We start from the raw sequence: 13,837 nt of genomic DNA on the forward strand, positions 1-13,837 counted from the left end.
ACCTCCGATTCACGAAGCGGGTGGGTCAAAGCGGCCGTCGACTGCGGTCCAGCCGCCGTCGACGGCCAGGACGGAGCCGGTGACGAAGGTCGAAGCGTCCGAAGCGAGGTACACGACGGCGCCGGCCAGTTCGTCCGCGCGCGCCCAGCGGCCGAGGGCGCCTTTCTGGGCGTAGGCGTCGTACCAGTCGGGGCGCGCTTTGATCTGTGCGGTCAATGGCGTCTCGACAACGCCAGGAGCGATGGCGTTGACGCGTACGCCGGACGGTCCGAACTCAGCGGCAGCTGTGCGGAACAGCTGCACTAAGCCGCCCTTCGTCGCTGCGTACGGGCCTTGGCCGGGTTCGACAGTGGTGCCGCGGATCGAGGAGAAGCCGATGATGCTTCCCCGGCCCTGCTCGACCATCGGGGCACCGAACGCGCGCAGCACCTCGAAGGCGACGCCCAGGTTCAGCTCCACCACGCGGTCGAACTCTTCGCGGGTGTAGTCCAGAAGGCGTTTCCGGACGTTGGTGGCTGCGGTCAGCACGACAGCGTCCAGTGGACCCAGTTCAGCAGCGGCGGCTTCGACGGCACCGGGGGCGAGCAGGTCGATCTCGTACGCTTCGCCGACGCCGGTCTCCCGCGCGGCGGCGACGTCCCGGTCCGCGCAGATCACCGACGCGCCGTGCGCGGCCAAGGCTCGGGCGGCTTCGCGGCCGATCCCGCTGCCCGCGCCGAGCACGACGGCCCGGCGGCCGTCCATGCGGAACAATCCGGCGTAGTTCACGGGCGCAGCACCGCCATCCTGGTCACGGTCAGCTCTTCGACGGCGAATCGCGGCCCCTCGCGGCCGATCCCGGAGTCCTTGACCCCGCCGTACGGCATCGTGTCGGACCGGAAACCCGGCACCTCGTTCACCACTACCCCGCCGACCTCCAGCTCGTCCAGCGCGCGGAACGCGGTCTTCAGCGAGCGGCTGTACACGCTCGCGTGCAAGCCGTACCGCGACGCGTTGACCGCGGCGAAGGCTTCGTCCACATCGGACACTGTGCGCAGGCAGACGACCGGTCCGAAGATCTCCTCGTCCCAGCATTCGACGCCGTCCGGGACGTCCGCGAGCACCGTCGGCTCCAGCACGCCGTCGCGCACCGAACCGCCCGCCAGCAGCCGGGCGCCCGCCGCGGTCGCTTTGTCGACCCACTCGGCGACCCGGGCGGTCGAGCGTTCGTCGATCAGCGCGGACACCCTCGTGTCCGGGGATCGCGGGTCACCAACGGTCACTTCGCCCAGCCGCGCAAGCACTCTGGAGGTGAATTCTTCAGCCACGGAAGACACCGCCAGCACGCGTTGTACGGAAATACAGGCCTGCCCGGACGCGTAGAACCCGCCGCGCAGCACGGCGTCCGCGGCCGCGTCGAGGTCGGCGTCCTCGGCGACCACCAGTGCGGCGTTCGAGCCCAGTTCCAGCAGGGTCTTCGTCGGCGCGGCGTCGCGGGCGATCTGGTGGCCGACAGCGGCCGAGCCGGTGAAGGACACCGCGCCGATCCGTCGGTCCGTGACCAGCGCGGATCCGACCGAAGCGTCTCCGGTGACCAGCTGGACCATCGCGGGAAGATCGGTTAGCGAGCGGACCAGGTGCACCAGCCACAGCGTCGCCAACGGGGTTTGCGGCGCCGGTTTCACGACCACCGGACAGCCGGCGGCAATGGCCGGGGCGATCTTGTGCGACGCCAGCAGAAACGGGTAGTTGAACCCGGCGATGCCGACGACCACCCCGATCGGCTTGCGCTTCCAGAACCCGACCAGTCCGTCGCCGGACGGCAGCAGGTCGAGCGGCACAGTTTCGCCGTGCAGCCGGGACACTTCCTCGGCCGCGGCCTCCCAGGTGACGATCGTCCGCGCGACCTCCACCTGGCAGTCGACCAGCGGTTTTCCGGTCTCCAGCACGAGCAGCTGCTCAAGCTCCGCCCGACGCTCGCGCACGGCCGAAGCCACGTCGTTCAGCAAGGTGCGGCGAGTCCGCGAAGGCAGCGAAGCGACTTCGCGAGCCACTGCCACCGCTTCGTCCACCGCACGCGAAGCCAGCGCGGCAGTGCCGACCGGGGCGGTGCCGATCACACTGCCGTCGTAGGGAAACACGACGTCCGCAGTATCCACTGTGGACACCCAGCCGGGACCGACCGGCAGGCCGTCCGGGTAGTCAGGCATCCGTTTCTCCCTTCAACCGGGCCAGCTCGGTCCGCAGATTCGGCGCGGCGGCCAGCAGTTCCCGGGTGTACTCGTGCTCGGGAGCGGCGTAAACCTGCTCGACCGCACCGATTTCCACGATCTCGCCGCTCCGCATCACCGCGACGCGATCACACACGTGCCGCACCACGCCGAGGTCGTGCGAGACGAAAATCAACGTCAGCGAAAACTCTTCGACCAGCCGGGCCAGCAGGTCCAGGATCTGCGCGCGCACCGAAACGTCCAGCGCACTCACCGGTTCGTCCGCGATCAGCACGCTCGGGTTCGGCGCGAGCGCCCGGGCGATCGAGATCCGTTGCCGTTGCCCGCCGGAGAACTGGTGCGGGTACCGCATCGCCGCGTCCTCGGGCAGCCCGACCGCGGTCAGCAGTTCCGCGACACGCTCCGGCGACCGGCGGCCGAGCGGTTCGGACACGATGTCCCGCACGCGCATCCGCGGATCAAGCGAGCCCATCGGATCCTGGAACACGATCTGCATTTCGCTGCGCAGGAACCGCAGTTTCCGTTCGGGCAGCGAGTCGATCCGCTTCCCCTGGAACGACACCGAGCCCGCGGTCGGCCGGTCCAACGCGGCCAGCAACCGCACCAGCGTGGACTTCCCGGACCCGGACTCGCCGACGATCCCGAACCGCTCACCAGCGGAAACATCGAAACTCACGCCGCGCAACGCATGCACGTCCCGCCGCGCATACCGTCGTTCCAAATCCCGGACGGAGATCATCGCGCCCCCTCCAGATCGGAAGCCGCGAGCAACCGCTGCGTATAAGAATGCTGAGGCGCGGTCAAAACCTCCCGCGTCGAGCCGTGCTCCACAATGGACCCGTCGAGCATCACGAGCACCCGGTCGCACATCTGCGCCACCACCGCCAGATCGTGCGTGATGAACAGCAGCGAGCTCTCCGCCGACAGCCGCTCGCGAATCAGGCCGAGGATCTGCGCCTGCACGGTGACGTCCAGCGCGGTGGTCGGCTCGTCGCAGATCAGCAGTGCTGGGTCGTTGGCCAGCGCGATCGCCAGCACCACCCGCTGCCGCTGCCCGCCGGACAGCTGATGCGGATACGCCCGCGCGACGTCCGGCAATCCGACCGCGGCCAGCAGTTCCTCCGCCGGACGCCCGCGACGGCCGTGCACCCGGAACGGCTCGGTGACCTGCCGTCCGATCCGCATCGTCGGGTTCAGCGCCGTCATCGGCTCCTGGAACACCATCGCCATCCCGTTGCCGCGCAACCGGGACAGCTCCTTTTCCGACGCACCGAGCAGCTCGCGATCGTCCAATCGCACCGAACCGGTGGCCGACAATCCTTCCGGCAGCAGGCCCAGCACGGACAGCGCGGTGAGCGATTTCCCGGACCCGGATTCGCCGATCAGCCCGACCCGCTCGCCCGCGCCCAGCTCGAACGAAACCCCGCGCACCAGGTCCGCGACCTGCAGGTTCTCTACGGTCAGCGTCATACCCGCGCCGCCAATCGGGGGTCGAGACGGTCGCGCAGACCGTCGCCGAGAAGGTTGAAACCGAGCACTGCCACCGCGATCGCGACACCGGGCACGAGCGCCAGCCGCGGATGCGCGGTGAGCAGTTCCTGCGACTCCTGCAGCATCCGACCCCACGACGGCGTCGGCGGCCGCGTGCCGAAGCCGAGGAACGACAACGCCGCTTCCGCCAGCACCGCGATCGCGAACGACACCGACGCCTGCACGATCAGCAGCCCGCCGATGTTCGGCACTACGTGCGACCAGGCGATCCGCGTCCGCGACCGGCCGCCTGCCCGCGCCGCGAGCACGTATTCGCTGCTCATCACCTGCAGCGAGCCCGACCGCGCGATCCGGGCGAACGACGGGATGGTCGCGATGCCGATGGCGACCATCGCGGTGAGCGTGTCCGCGCCGAACACCGCCCCGAACATGATCGCCAGCAGCAGCGCGGGAAACGCGAGCACCAGGTCGTTCACCCGCATCACGAACTCGCCGAGCCACCGCGGGGCCATCGCCGCCAGCACGCCCAGCGGCGTGCCGATCACCGCCGCGATGCCGACCGCGACGACACCGACGTACAACGTCGTTCGCGCGCCGACGAGGATCTGGCTGAAGACGTCACGACCGAATTTGTCCGTGCCGAACAGATGCTCGGCCGAAAAGCCCAGCAGCCGGTCCGCCGCGTTGACCTGCACCGGGTCGTACGGCGTCCAGACGAACGACACCAGCGCGGCCACCACGACGAGCGCGACCAGTATCCCGCCGAGCAGGAGATTTCCGTTGCGGCGCATCAGGACCCCCGCAGTCTCGGGTCGAGCACCGAATAGAGCACGTCGACCACGAAGTTCACCAGCAGCACCCCGGCCACCAGCACCAGCACGATCCCTTGCACGGTCAGCAAATCGCGCTGCGCGACCGCGTCCAGCAGCATGCTGCCGAGCCCGGGCAGCACGAACACCCGCTCCACCACGACCGCGCCGATCAACAGCGTCGTCAACTGCAGGCCGAGCACGGTGACCACCGGGACGGACGCGTTGCGCAGCCCGTGCCGGAATAGCGCCTGACCAGGCAAGAGTCCCTTCGACCGGGCGGTGCGGAGGTAGTCCTGGCCGAGCGTGTCGAGCACCGCCGAGCGGACGTAGCGCGTGAGCACCGCGCCCTGCACGAGACCGAGCGACAACGCCGGAAGGATCAGCCCGCGCAGGAATTCGCCCGCGTCCTGGTCGGGTGGCGTCCATCCGCCGCTCGGCAGCCAGCGCAGCTGCACGGCGAAAATCTGCACCAGGATGATGCCTGCGAGGAACGCCGGGATCGCCACGCCGACCTGCGAGAGCCCGGAAACCGCGACACCGCTGGCTTTCCGATGCCGCACCGCGGCGAACGCGCCAGCCGGGAGAGCGATTACCAGCGCGACGATCATTCCCGCGCCGACCAGCCACAACGTGACGCCGAGCCGGTCGAGCAACTGCGGGCTGATCGCCTCGCGCGTGACGTAGGACCGGCCGAAGTCGCCGTGCAGCACCCCGCCCATCCAGCTCAGGTACTGCTCGACCAGCGGCCGGTCGATGCCGAATTCGGCGCGGGTCTTCGCGAGCAGTTCGGGCGTCGCGTTCACGCCGAGCGCGACCTGCGCCGGATCGCCCGGCAGCACCGCCATGAACAGGAACACCACAATGGACGCCACGAACAGGCTCACCGCGAACACGGCCACCCGCCGCAGCACGCGCGCGGTCATGCCGGCCTCACTCCGGTCAGATCGAAGGACTCGCTGACCTGGTTTCGCGCGAGCCCGGTCACTTTCTTCTTGGCGACCACGACGTTCGGGAACAGGAACAGCCAGTCCGCGGCCGCGTCGGCGTTCAGCTGCCGCGCGACCTCCTTCATGTCGCTCACCTGCTCCTGCGGGGTGCCGCTGTCCGCCGCGGCGAGCAACTGCTGGACACGTTTGTTGTCGTAACCCCAGTAGTACTTGGGTTTTCCGAACGTCGAGATGTCGCGGGCTTCGACGTGCTGGATGATCGACAGGTCGTAGTCGTGATCGGTGAAGACCTGCTTGAGCCACACCGCCGGGAAGTCGAGCGGTTCGATCGTCGCGGTGACCCCGACGTCCGCCAGCTGCGACTGCACCACCTGCGCCGCCGACACCGCGTACGGCAGGTTCGGAATCCGCAGCCGCAGCTTCAAATCGTGCACGCCCGCCTCGGCGAGCAGCTGTCTCGCCTTCGCCGGGTCGTAGGAATAGACCTTCGACAGGTCCTCGTACCACGGGTCAGTGGGCGGGACCATGCTGCCGATGAGCGTGCCGCGACCGCTGAACACCAGGTCCAGCACGGCTTTCCGGTCGATGGCGTAGGTGAGCGCGCGGCGGACGCGCACGTCGTTCAGCGGCGCGCGCCGGCCGTTGAACGCCAGCGTGACCTCGCTGTTCGTGGTGCCCTGCTGCACGGTGAACCGGTCGTCGCCCTGGAACTGCGGGATCGAATCGGCCGACGTGAGGTTGGAGATCACGTCGATTCCGTTGGACAGCAAGGCGTTGTTGAGCGCGGTCGGATCGGCGAAGTACTTGAGCACGACCGTGCGATACGCCGGTTTCCGTCCCCAGTACCGCGGATTCTCCCGCAGGACAATGGAATCGCCGCGACGACGCGAGGCCACCTCGTACGGTCCGGTCCCGACCGGATGGTTCGCCAGATCCGCGACGCCGGTCGGGCTGAACATCGCGCCGAGCCTGCTGGTGAGGCTGAACAACCAGCCGTTGCTCGGTTTCGCCAGCACGACGCGTGCGTGATCCGGCGCGACGACCTCGACGTGGTCCACGACGTCCATCGCCGACTTGATCGAGATCGTCCAGTCGGTCTTCACCCGCATCAGCGAAAACTGGACGTCGGCGGCGGTGAACGGCGCTCCGTTGCTGAACTTGACGCCCTGCTGAAGCTGGAAGTCGTAGGTCTTGCGGTCCGGGCTGATCGTCCAGGACTTCGCGAGCAGCGGCACGATCCGGCCCTGCGGATCGAGCTTCACCAGGCCCTCGTAGACGTTGTAGAGCAGCGCCTGCGGGATGGCCACGCCGTCGGAATGAGTGAAGTCGAAGTTGGCCGGTTCCGCCGTGTACCCGACGGAAAGCGTGTCCGGACCTGGGGAAACACTCGCGCTGGAGCCTGCCGAGCAGCCGGACGTCACGAGCAGCAGTGCCAGTGCCGCCGCAGTGCTCCGGGCTTTCATTCCGCCTCCTGCTCAGTACACTGGTCTGACCAGTAACTCGGACAGCAGACTCGCATCCGGAAGACACCGAGGTCAAGATGAAGTTCGAACCGGTGGCTCCGGTCCGCGCCTACGAGCGGATCGTCGAGCAGATCGAGGAGGCCGTGGTCAGCGGCCGCCTCAAGCCCGGCGAACGGCTGCCCGGCGAACGGGAGCTGATGACGCAGTTCGGCGTCGGCCGCTCGACCGTGCGCGAGGCGCTGCGGGTGTTGCAGGCCGCCGAGCTGATCCGGTCGCGACCGGGCGATCCGCGCGGACCCGAGGTGCTGGCCGCGTCCCCGGGCGCGTTGCACCGGTCGATGCACCGGCTGGCGCGCGCGGAACACGTCGGACTCGCGGAACTGCTGCAATTCCGGATGGTGCTCGACGGTTCGTCGCACCTGCTGGCCGCGGAACTGCGCACCGCCGAGGATTTGACCGCGCTCGACGGCGCGTTGGAAGGAATGGCGGAGGCGGACGGATACGCCGAATTCAGCCGCGCGGACGTCGCATTCCACGACGTCATTGCCCGGGTGTCCCGAAATCCGCTGCTGGTGGTGAGCGGCGAAGTGGTCCGCGGCGTCGTGCTGGAATTGATCGAGGACAAACTCAGCCACGCCAACGACCGCGGCACGCTGATGCGTTCCTGGCTGCGCCACCACGAAGAGGTGCTGAACGCGATCCGCGCCGCCGACGGAGAGTCGGCGGCGCGGCTGGCGCGGCAAGCGCTGTATGACAACTACTCGGAGTATGTGCCGAAGGAACAGCGAACGCTGCTCACCCCGTTGCTGACCTGAGTCAGGAGACCAGGTTCGCGTACACCACGATGTTGTCCTTGTAGCTGTGCTCGGCGTGGTCGAACACGCCGCCGCAGGTGATGAGGCGCAGCTGCGGCTTGTCCGTGTTGCCGAAGACGGCCTGGGTCGGGAACGTGTCCTTGGGGACCTGGTCCTTGTGGTCCACGACGAACTTCAGCTTCTTGCCGTCGCTGCGTTCGATGTCGATCTCGTCGCCCGGGTTGACGTCCTTGAGCTTGTAGAAGATGCCCGGCTTGTGGTTGCCGTCGACGTGCCCGAGCACGATCGCCGGGCCCACGTCGCCCGGCACCGGCGAGAGCCGGTACCACGCGGCCTGCATCGGGTTCTTCACCGACGGCACCGAAATCTGCCCGTCCTTGTTCGGCAGGACGGTGATCAGCGACGATTTCGCGCCGATCTTCGGGATCTCGACCGAGGTCGGCCGCAGCCCGGTGAACGGCTTGGTCACCGGAACCGCCGCACTGGCCGGGGCCTGCGCGGCCGGCGCCGCCGGGGCGTCCGAACCGCCGCACGCGCTCAGCGAGAGGGAGAGGAGCAGAGCGCCCGCGAGAGCGACGCCCTGCCCGTACTTCCTGGTCATCAGGCGGCCATGCCCCCGAAGCCGGTCTCGATGCCGTGCTTCGGCGCGTACTTCACCTGCGAGCCGCCCTGGCCGCCGGTGGTGCCGGCCGAACCAGCGCCCGCGCCGCCCGCTGGGGGAAGCGTGCCGCCATCGGTCGGCTTGCCGCCGCAGGTCCACTCCGCGCGCACGGTGCCGCTGTCGAAGGAGACGCCGTCGTGGCGCTTGACGAGCCACTCCCAGTAGCGACCGTCGGTCTCGTCCTGGTGCGGGCCCTCGAGGAGGTCGAAGTCGTTGGAGCGCAGGCCGGTCGGCTCGCCCGCCGCGCACGCGATCACGACGACGCCGAGGTTCTCGTCGAGGTCGACGCCGTAGCCGGTGTCGTCGACGTACGGCGGCTCTTCCGGAGTGGAGGTCTCCGAGGACGGCGTGGTCGGCTTGCTGGTGTCAGTCGGCTTGCCGGTCTCGGTCGGCTTGCCCGTCTCAGTCGGCTTGCCGGTCTCGGTCGGCTTGCCGGTCTCCGTCGGCGCGCCGGTCTCGGTCGGCTTGCTCGTCTCGGTCGGCTTGCCGGTCTCGCTGGCCGGGGCCTCCGAGGTGGGAGCCGTCTCGCCCGAGGTGGCCGGAGCCGAGGCCGAGGTTTCCGGCGCGGTCTCCGCGTTCGCGGCAGGCACGACGGTGAGGCTGATCAGGGCGCCCGCGAGCACTGCGCCCGCAAGTCTGCCCAGGGTCTTCTTCAAGATGATTACCCCTCTGAGGAAAAGCGCGATGACCCCCACCGCGCGTGCTGATCCTGCCGAACATTCAGCACATAGGGGTAACCCTTTAGCTGGTGATTAATGACACGAGGGAAAGCGGTAACGAACGCCTTCTCGCTAGCGATGATTCCGCCCGATCGCCGGGAATCCGGCCCGTCGTGCCCATACCGTAACAGTTGCGAGGCAACCCGCACAGCCCTCGTTAAAGAATGGCGGAAATCAGCCGAGCGCGGTCAGCAAATCCCGCCACAGGTCTTCCGGGTCTTCCAAACCGATCGAAAACCGGATGAGCCCCGGCGGCACGCGTTCCTCGCCGGGCAGCCACGCGCGCCGTTCCACCAGGCTTTCCACCCCGCCGAGACTGGTCGCGGGCCGGATCAACCGGACACTCGCGCACACCTTGTCCGCAGCGTCGGCGTCGGCGACCTCGAACGCCGCCATCATCCCGAAACCGGGATAGCGGACCTTGGTTACCGCCGGGTGTTCCGCCAACCGGGACACCAGCAATTGCGCGGTGCGAGTTTGCTCGGCAAGACGAACCGGAAGCGTCCGCAAACCGCGCAACGCGAGCCACGCTTCAAGCGCACCCGGCGTCGCGCCGACCCGAGTCCGCGCCGCGCGAAGTTCGTCCACAATGTCCTGATCGGCCGCGACCGCGACGCCGAGCAGAAGGTCGCTGTGTCCGCCGATGAGCTTCGTCGCGCTGTGCACAACGATGTCCGCGCCGAGCGACAGCGGTTGCTGGTGCAGCGAAGTCGCGAAGGTGTTGTCGACGACTACGCGTCCCCTAGTGCCGCGCGCGATGGTCTCGATCTCCATCACGTCGAGCGTCGGGTTAGTCGGCGATTCGAGCCACAACAGATCGGCGTCGCAGTCGAGCCACGCCTGCGTGTCCGTCGGCTCCAATTCGGTGACCGTGAGCCGACCGAGCTGCTGCGCGTGCTTCAACGCTCCGCGCGTGACGGCGTAACTGAACGACGGAACCGCGACCGTCGACCCGACCGGCAACGAATCCAGCACGGCGGACAACGTCGCGACGCCAGACGCGAAGGACACCGCGGTGCCACCTTCAAGGGACCCGACGACCTCTTCGAAGGCGTCCCAGGTAGCGGTGCCGTCGGAGCGGGAATACACCGCGTCACCGCCGGCCTCGAAGGTGCTCGTGGCCACGATCGGCGTGTTCAGCGGCTCGCCAGGGCCGTGCGGCCGGCCCGCCGCGATCGCGCGGGTCCGCGGAGTCCAGTCGTCCATGCGGACACGGTAACTTCGCGACCGCCGAAACGGCAGGCGACGAATGTCACCAGGTGGTCAGCCATTCCACAACGTGGGCGATACCCAGAGCACAAGAACCGCCCCGGCCGATCCTGCTGGCCGGGGCGGTTCCGCAACGACTGCGGTCAGTGCGCGTAAACCTCGAACTCGTACAGCGAATACCCGTACTTAGTCCCGCGAGTGACTCCCTGCATCCGAACGAACCGCGCGTCCGAAGGCGCGAACGAGACGTTGTCCGCCCCGCCGTTCCCGTCGGTCACCACAGCTGCGTCGTGCCAGTCGGTGCCGTCGGTGGACAGCTGGATCTTGTATCCCTTCGCATACGCCTTCTCCCACGACAACACCGCTCGCGAAACCTTCTGCACCGAGCCGAGGTCCACGGTGATCGACTGGTTGTCGCTCCAGTCGCTCGCCCAGCGCGTGCCGGGGTTGCCGTCGACGGCGTTCGAGGCCGGGGAGTTGTAGAAGCCGGTTTCCGCGCTGGAAGCGTTCACCGGCTTACCCGCCGCGAGGTTCGAGACATTGTCGCCGCGATGCGCCGGGTACTCCACGACCTGCTGGAACGTCGGCCGGTTCTGCGTGCTGATCTTGCCGTGCGCGATGCCGCCCAGCGGACGCTGGATGATCGTGTCCGCGCACCACTGGTCACCCGCCGAGCAGTCGGCATCGCCCGGGTACACCGTGTTCGCGGGCTGGCCGGCGGCCGCGGTCAACGAATCGACCAGGGTCTGGCGGCACGCGGTCAGGTCGCCGCCGCCGCAGAACTTCGCGCCGAGCGGACCCGCGACCGGCTGTCCGAGCGCGGTGCGGATGTCCTTGCTGACGTAACCCCACCAGCCGTGCTGGTACGCCGAACCCTGGTGCGGCTGCCCGACGTGCTTGCCCGGCGTCTCGTTCTGGAAGCCGGACGGGCTCTCGTTGATCTGCAGCACGTTCGTCATCGCGCCGAACGCGTCGTCGCCCATCGCCGGTTTGAACTCGCCGGTGACCAGCAGCGGCCACCACGCGTCCATGATCCGGATCGCGTCCGCGTCGTTGTAGGTCTTGCTGCCCGGACTGGACTCGACGCGCTGGTGTCCGTGCTGCATCCACGTCTTCAGCTTCGCCTCGGCGTCCGCCGCGGCACCGGTGAGCGGAGCCTTGTCCAGCACCTGCAACAACAGCGGCAGCACCTTCTCCGCCCGCAGGTCGGCCAGCGCGGCGTCCTCCATCGCCTGGGTCAGGTTCACCCGGGTCACCTTGGTGCCGCTGGAAAGCAGCGCCTTGACCCGCGCGTCGAGCAGATCGCCGCGGTGCACGGCGGACTTGTCCGCGCCGCCGGACGCGTAGCCGTTGGACTGCGCGTTGTTCCAGCTGATGTAGTAGTCCTGGTTCACCGACTGCGGATGTTCCGACGCGGGCGTGTAGTCCGCCTTGTTGCCCGCCGGGTTCCAGCCCTTCCAGTCGAACCCGCGATCGCCCCACGCGGGCATCATCGGGTCCACAGTGGAATTGCGCACCGGGTTCGCGCCGGAGTTGAAGTACGCGATGTCCTTCGAATCCGCGTAGAACCAGTTGAAGGTGAAGTTGACGTCGTTCGCGGCGCGCTGGAAGTCCGCGGCCGATTTGACGAAGCCCGGGTCGTTGAACTCCTGGAACCCGATCAGCGAATCCACCTCGTGGAAGTACGAGGACCGCAGCGACGAGTACGCCACCGGCTTCCCGTCCACCGTCGCCCGCGAGGTCACCGGGCCGTACTTCGTGCGGTAGCTGCGCAGGGTGTAGGACCCGGCGGCGGTGCCGTCCGCGACCGTCGGCGACCAGGCGTTCTTGCGCTCCACGGTGTCCATCGGAAGGCATTTGCCCTGGTAGAGGTAGTAGTTCGAGTCCTTTGTGGCCGGTTTGCCGCTCGGGTCGCACAGCGGCAGCGCGTAGGTGTCGATGATGTCCTGCGCCGCGGTCGTCGCGCTCCACGAGTAGTCCTGGCCGCGGCCGAGCAGCACGTACATGCTGAGCCCGGCGAACGACGCGCCCCGCGCGCTGATGCCCGGCCCCTGGATTTCCTGCAGCAGCAACAGCTGCGGCGCGAAGTACCCGGTCTGCGGACCGAACACGGCGACCGGATGCCCGCTGGCGGTCTTCGCACCGGACACCAGCAGCGCGTTGGACATGCCGTGCTTTTCCTTGAGCATGTTGCCCGGCAGCACGCCGTTGTCGAACATGCCGCGCGCGGACTCCTGGTCCTTCGGCGCGGCGACCTTGACCTTCGGCTGCGCGGCGGCGGCCGAACCGGTCGGGTCGAACACGAGCTGCTGGTTCGTCACCGAGCCCTTGTCCGGCAACGCCGCGCCCTGCGGGTTCGCCGGAGTGTTGCCGTACGGGAAGTTCTGCCCGTCGTGCAGGGTCTTCACGGCCTCGGGGTCATCCGCGGCACGCAGGCTCTGCCACACCTTTTCGCCCTGCTCGACGCCGTACTTCTCCTGCAGCGCCAGCTTCGCGACCGCGTTCTGCACCTCGCCGCCACCGCCGGCGCCGAACTGCGCGCCGACCACCGAGGCGAGCACGACGAGGTCGGTGAGCTTGAACGGTTCGATGGTGCCCGCGTTGGTGATCGCGTCGACGTGCCCGGTCAGCACATATTCGCCGGGGAAGTACCGGCCGTTGTGCGAATCGGTGATGTATTTGTTGATGCCTTCGATGTACGCCTGCGCGTCGGCGAGACCCTGCTTGCCGCGCGGACCGCTCGCCGCCACCGCGTCGATCTGCTGCTGCAGCTCGTCCTCGGTGTAGGGCGCGGAGGCGAAGAAAGACTGCTCCAGCTCGCGGTTCGCTTCCGCGCCGCCCGCGTACGACGTCAGCTGGCCGCGGCCGACGCGACGCATGATGTCCATGAGCCACAAGCGATCCTGCGCCGCGGCGTATCCCGCGCCGTATTCGGTGCCGGACCGCGTCGTGCCCTGGATGTGCGGGACGCCGGTGGCCTTGTCACGCGTGATCGTCACGTCGTCGCGCGGTTTGATCGTGCTCGCGACCTGGTCGGCGGGCACCCCGAAGGACGAGTCGTTGAAGAATTTGCCGATCGTGTCGGTCGTCAGGGTCTTGTACCCGCCCGCCAGATCGGCGTATTTGCCGAGCTGGTCGTCGGCGTGCCCGGGCTGAGTGCCGAACGCCTTGTTGGCGAGGATTTCGGCGAGCGTCGCGCTGCCGTTCTCGCCCGGCGGGAGGATGTCGTTGCACTGGCCAGCGCAATAGTCGTTGCCGGGCAACGCGGCGGAAGCCGGTGCCGCGGTCCCGATCTGCACTAGCCCGGCCGTGAGCACGGCTACCGCGCCCGCGGCCAGGATGGGAATGCGTCGTCGCATGCCACAGCTCCGTCCACGAAGGATGCCCCAGGGTGACCCAGCGCACGCTACCGACGGGTAGCGCACATGTGAAGAGTTTTCGCGTTTATCCCCTCGTTGGGAGTAGTCCGTCTGGCGGTACTCCATCCGGCGCAGCGTTTGCCCGATAGGT

12 protein-coding genes are annotated in these 13,837 nt (G+C 68.2%); 1 reads left to right on the plus strand and 11 read right to left on the minus strand.

What is annotated here, in order from left to right:
* Positions 1-9: 9 nt before the first annotated feature.
* Genes DMP23_RS33680 through DMP23_RS33710 form a run of 7 tightly spaced genes read right to left on the minus strand, consistent with a single transcriptional unit; the run spans position 10 to position 6,923 of the window.
* Positions 10-768 carry an SDR family NAD(P)-dependent oxidoreductase gene (locus DMP23_RS33680; RefSeq protein WP_337823493.1) on the minus strand — a complete coding sequence of 253 codons (759 nt, stop codon included), beginning with the start codon at positions 766-768 and terminating at the stop codon, positions 10-12.
* Positions 765-2,189 carry an aldehyde dehydrogenase family protein gene (locus DMP23_RS33685; RefSeq protein WP_337823494.1) on the minus strand — a complete coding sequence of 475 codons (1,425 nt, stop codon included), beginning with the start codon at positions 2,187-2,189 and terminating at the stop codon, positions 765-767. The genes DMP23_RS33680 and DMP23_RS33685 overlap by 4 nt, the downstream gene beginning before the upstream one ends.
* Positions 2,182-2,949: an ATP-binding cassette domain-containing protein gene (locus tag DMP23_RS33690; protein WP_043831298.1), complete on the minus strand. Its 768-nt coding sequence runs from the start codon at positions 2,947-2,949 to the stop codon at positions 2,182-2,184. The genes DMP23_RS33685 and DMP23_RS33690 overlap by 8 nt, the downstream gene beginning before the upstream one ends.
* Positions 2,946-3,680 (minus strand): ABC transporter ATP-binding protein, encoded by a 735-nt coding sequence (locus DMP23_RS33695; RefSeq protein WP_337823495.1) that lies wholly within the window; start codon positions 3,678-3,680, stop codon positions 2,946-2,948. The genes DMP23_RS33690 and DMP23_RS33695 overlap by 4 nt, the downstream gene beginning before the upstream one ends.
* Positions 3,677-4,492 (minus strand): ABC transporter permease, encoded by an 816-nt coding sequence (locus DMP23_RS33700; protein WP_337823496.1) that lies wholly within the window; start codon positions 4,490-4,492, stop codon positions 3,677-3,679. Before DMP23_RS33700 ends, DMP23_RS33695 begins: the two co-directional genes overlap by 4 nt.
* The gene (locus DMP23_RS33705) at positions 4,492-5,436 is read right to left on the minus strand and encodes an ABC transporter permease (protein WP_337823497.1); all 945 of its coding nucleotides are present in this window, start codon (positions 5,434-5,436) and stop codon (positions 4,492-4,494) included. The genes DMP23_RS33700 and DMP23_RS33705 overlap by 1 nt, the downstream gene beginning before the upstream one ends.
* The gene (locus tag DMP23_RS33710; protein WP_337823498.1) at positions 5,433-6,923 is read right to left on the minus strand and encodes an ABC transporter substrate-binding protein; all 1,491 of its coding nucleotides are present in this window, start codon (positions 6,921-6,923) and stop codon (positions 5,433-5,435) included. Before DMP23_RS33710 ends, DMP23_RS33705 begins: the two co-directional genes overlap by 4 nt.
* 77 nt (positions 6,924-7,000) lie before the next feature.
* Between DMP23_RS33710 and DMP23_RS33715 the strand changes: the two genes are divergently transcribed.
* The gene (locus tag DMP23_RS33715) at positions 7,001-7,738 is read left to right on the plus strand and encodes a FadR/GntR family transcriptional regulator (RefSeq protein ID WP_037809227.1); all 738 of its coding nucleotides are present in this window, start codon (positions 7,001-7,003) and stop codon (positions 7,736-7,738) included.
* A 1-nt stretch (position 7,739) separates the two neighbouring features.
* Here the strand turns inward: DMP23_RS33715 and DMP23_RS33720 are convergent, their stop codons facing one another.
* The 4 genes from DMP23_RS33720 to DMP23_RS33735 all read right to left on the minus strand — a co-directional run bounded on the left by DMP23_RS33720 (position 7,740) and on the right by DMP23_RS33735 (position 13,686).
* Positions 7,740-8,339 (minus strand): class F sortase, encoded by a 600-nt coding sequence (locus DMP23_RS33720; RefSeq protein WP_037809225.1) that lies wholly within the window; start codon positions 8,337-8,339, stop codon positions 7,740-7,742.
* Complete coding sequence (locus DMP23_RS33725) at positions 8,339-9,055, minus strand: hypothetical protein (protein WP_337823499.1); 717 nt, start codon at positions 9,053-9,055, stop codon at positions 8,339-8,341. Before DMP23_RS33725 ends, DMP23_RS33720 begins: the two co-directional genes overlap by 1 nt.
* Positions 9,056-9,292: 237 nt before the next feature.
* Positions 9,293-10,324 (minus strand): trans-sulfuration enzyme family protein, encoded by a 1,032-nt coding sequence (locus DMP23_RS33730; protein WP_134728020.1) that lies wholly within the window; start codon positions 10,322-10,324, stop codon positions 9,293-9,295.
* A gap of 146 nt (positions 10,325-10,470) precedes the next feature.
* Positions 10,471-13,686, minus strand: coding sequence for a penicillin acylase family protein (locus DMP23_RS33735; RefSeq protein WP_336156975.1), 3,216 nt, complete (start codon positions 13,684-13,686; stop codon positions 10,471-10,473).
* Between the last annotated feature and the right edge of the window lie 151 nt (positions 13,687-13,837).

The sequence above is a fragment of the Amycolatopsis sp. A1MSW2902 genome (assembly GCF_017312175.1).
Taxonomy (GTDB): Bacteria; Actinomycetota; Actinomycetes; order Mycobacteriales; family Pseudonocardiaceae; genus Amycolatopsis; species Amycolatopsis nivea.

What these genes read in the sequence shown, in the direction of transcription:
- DMP23_RS33685 (WP_337823494.1), bottom strand. Translation starts at nt 2,189, where the DNA reads ATGCCTGACTACCCGGACGGCCTGCCGGTCGGTCCCGGCTGGGTGTCC.
- DMP23_RS33690 (WP_043831298.1), bottom strand. Translation starts at nt 2,949, where the DNA reads ATGATCTCCGTCCGGGATTTGGAACGACGGTATGCGCGGCGGGACGTG.
- DMP23_RS33695 (WP_337823495.1), bottom strand. Translation starts at nt 3,680, where the DNA reads ATGACGCTGACCGTAGAGAACCTGCAGGTCGCGGACCTGGTGCGCGGG.
- DMP23_RS33700 (WP_337823496.1), bottom strand. Translation starts at nt 4,492, where the DNA reads ATGCGCCGCAACGGAAATCTCCTGCTCGGCGGGATACTGGTCGCGCTC.
- DMP23_RS33705 (WP_337823497.1), bottom strand. Translation starts at nt 5,436, where the DNA reads ATGACCGCGCGCGTGCTGCGGCGGGTGGCCGTGTTCGCGGTGAGCCTG.
- DMP23_RS33710 (WP_337823498.1), bottom strand. Translation starts at nt 6,923, where the DNA reads ATGAAAGCCCGGAGCACTGCGGCGGCACTGGCACTGCTGCTCGTGACG.
- DMP23_RS33715 (WP_037809227.1), top strand. Translation starts at nt 7,001, where the DNA reads ATGAAGTTCGAACCGGTGGCTCCGGTCCGCGCCTACGAGCGGATCGTC.
- DMP23_RS33720 (WP_037809225.1), bottom strand. Translation starts at nt 8,339, where the DNA reads ATGACCAGGAAGTACGGGCAGGGCGTCGCTCTCGCGGGCGCTCTGCTC.
- DMP23_RS33730 (WP_134728020.1), bottom strand. Translation starts at nt 10,324, where the DNA reads ATGGACGACTGGACTCCGCGGACCCGCGCGATCGCGGCGGGCCGGCCG.
- DMP23_RS33735 (WP_336156975.1), bottom strand. Translation starts at nt 13,686, where the DNA reads ATGCGACGACGCATTCCCATCCTGGCCGCGGGCGCGGTAGCCGTGCTC.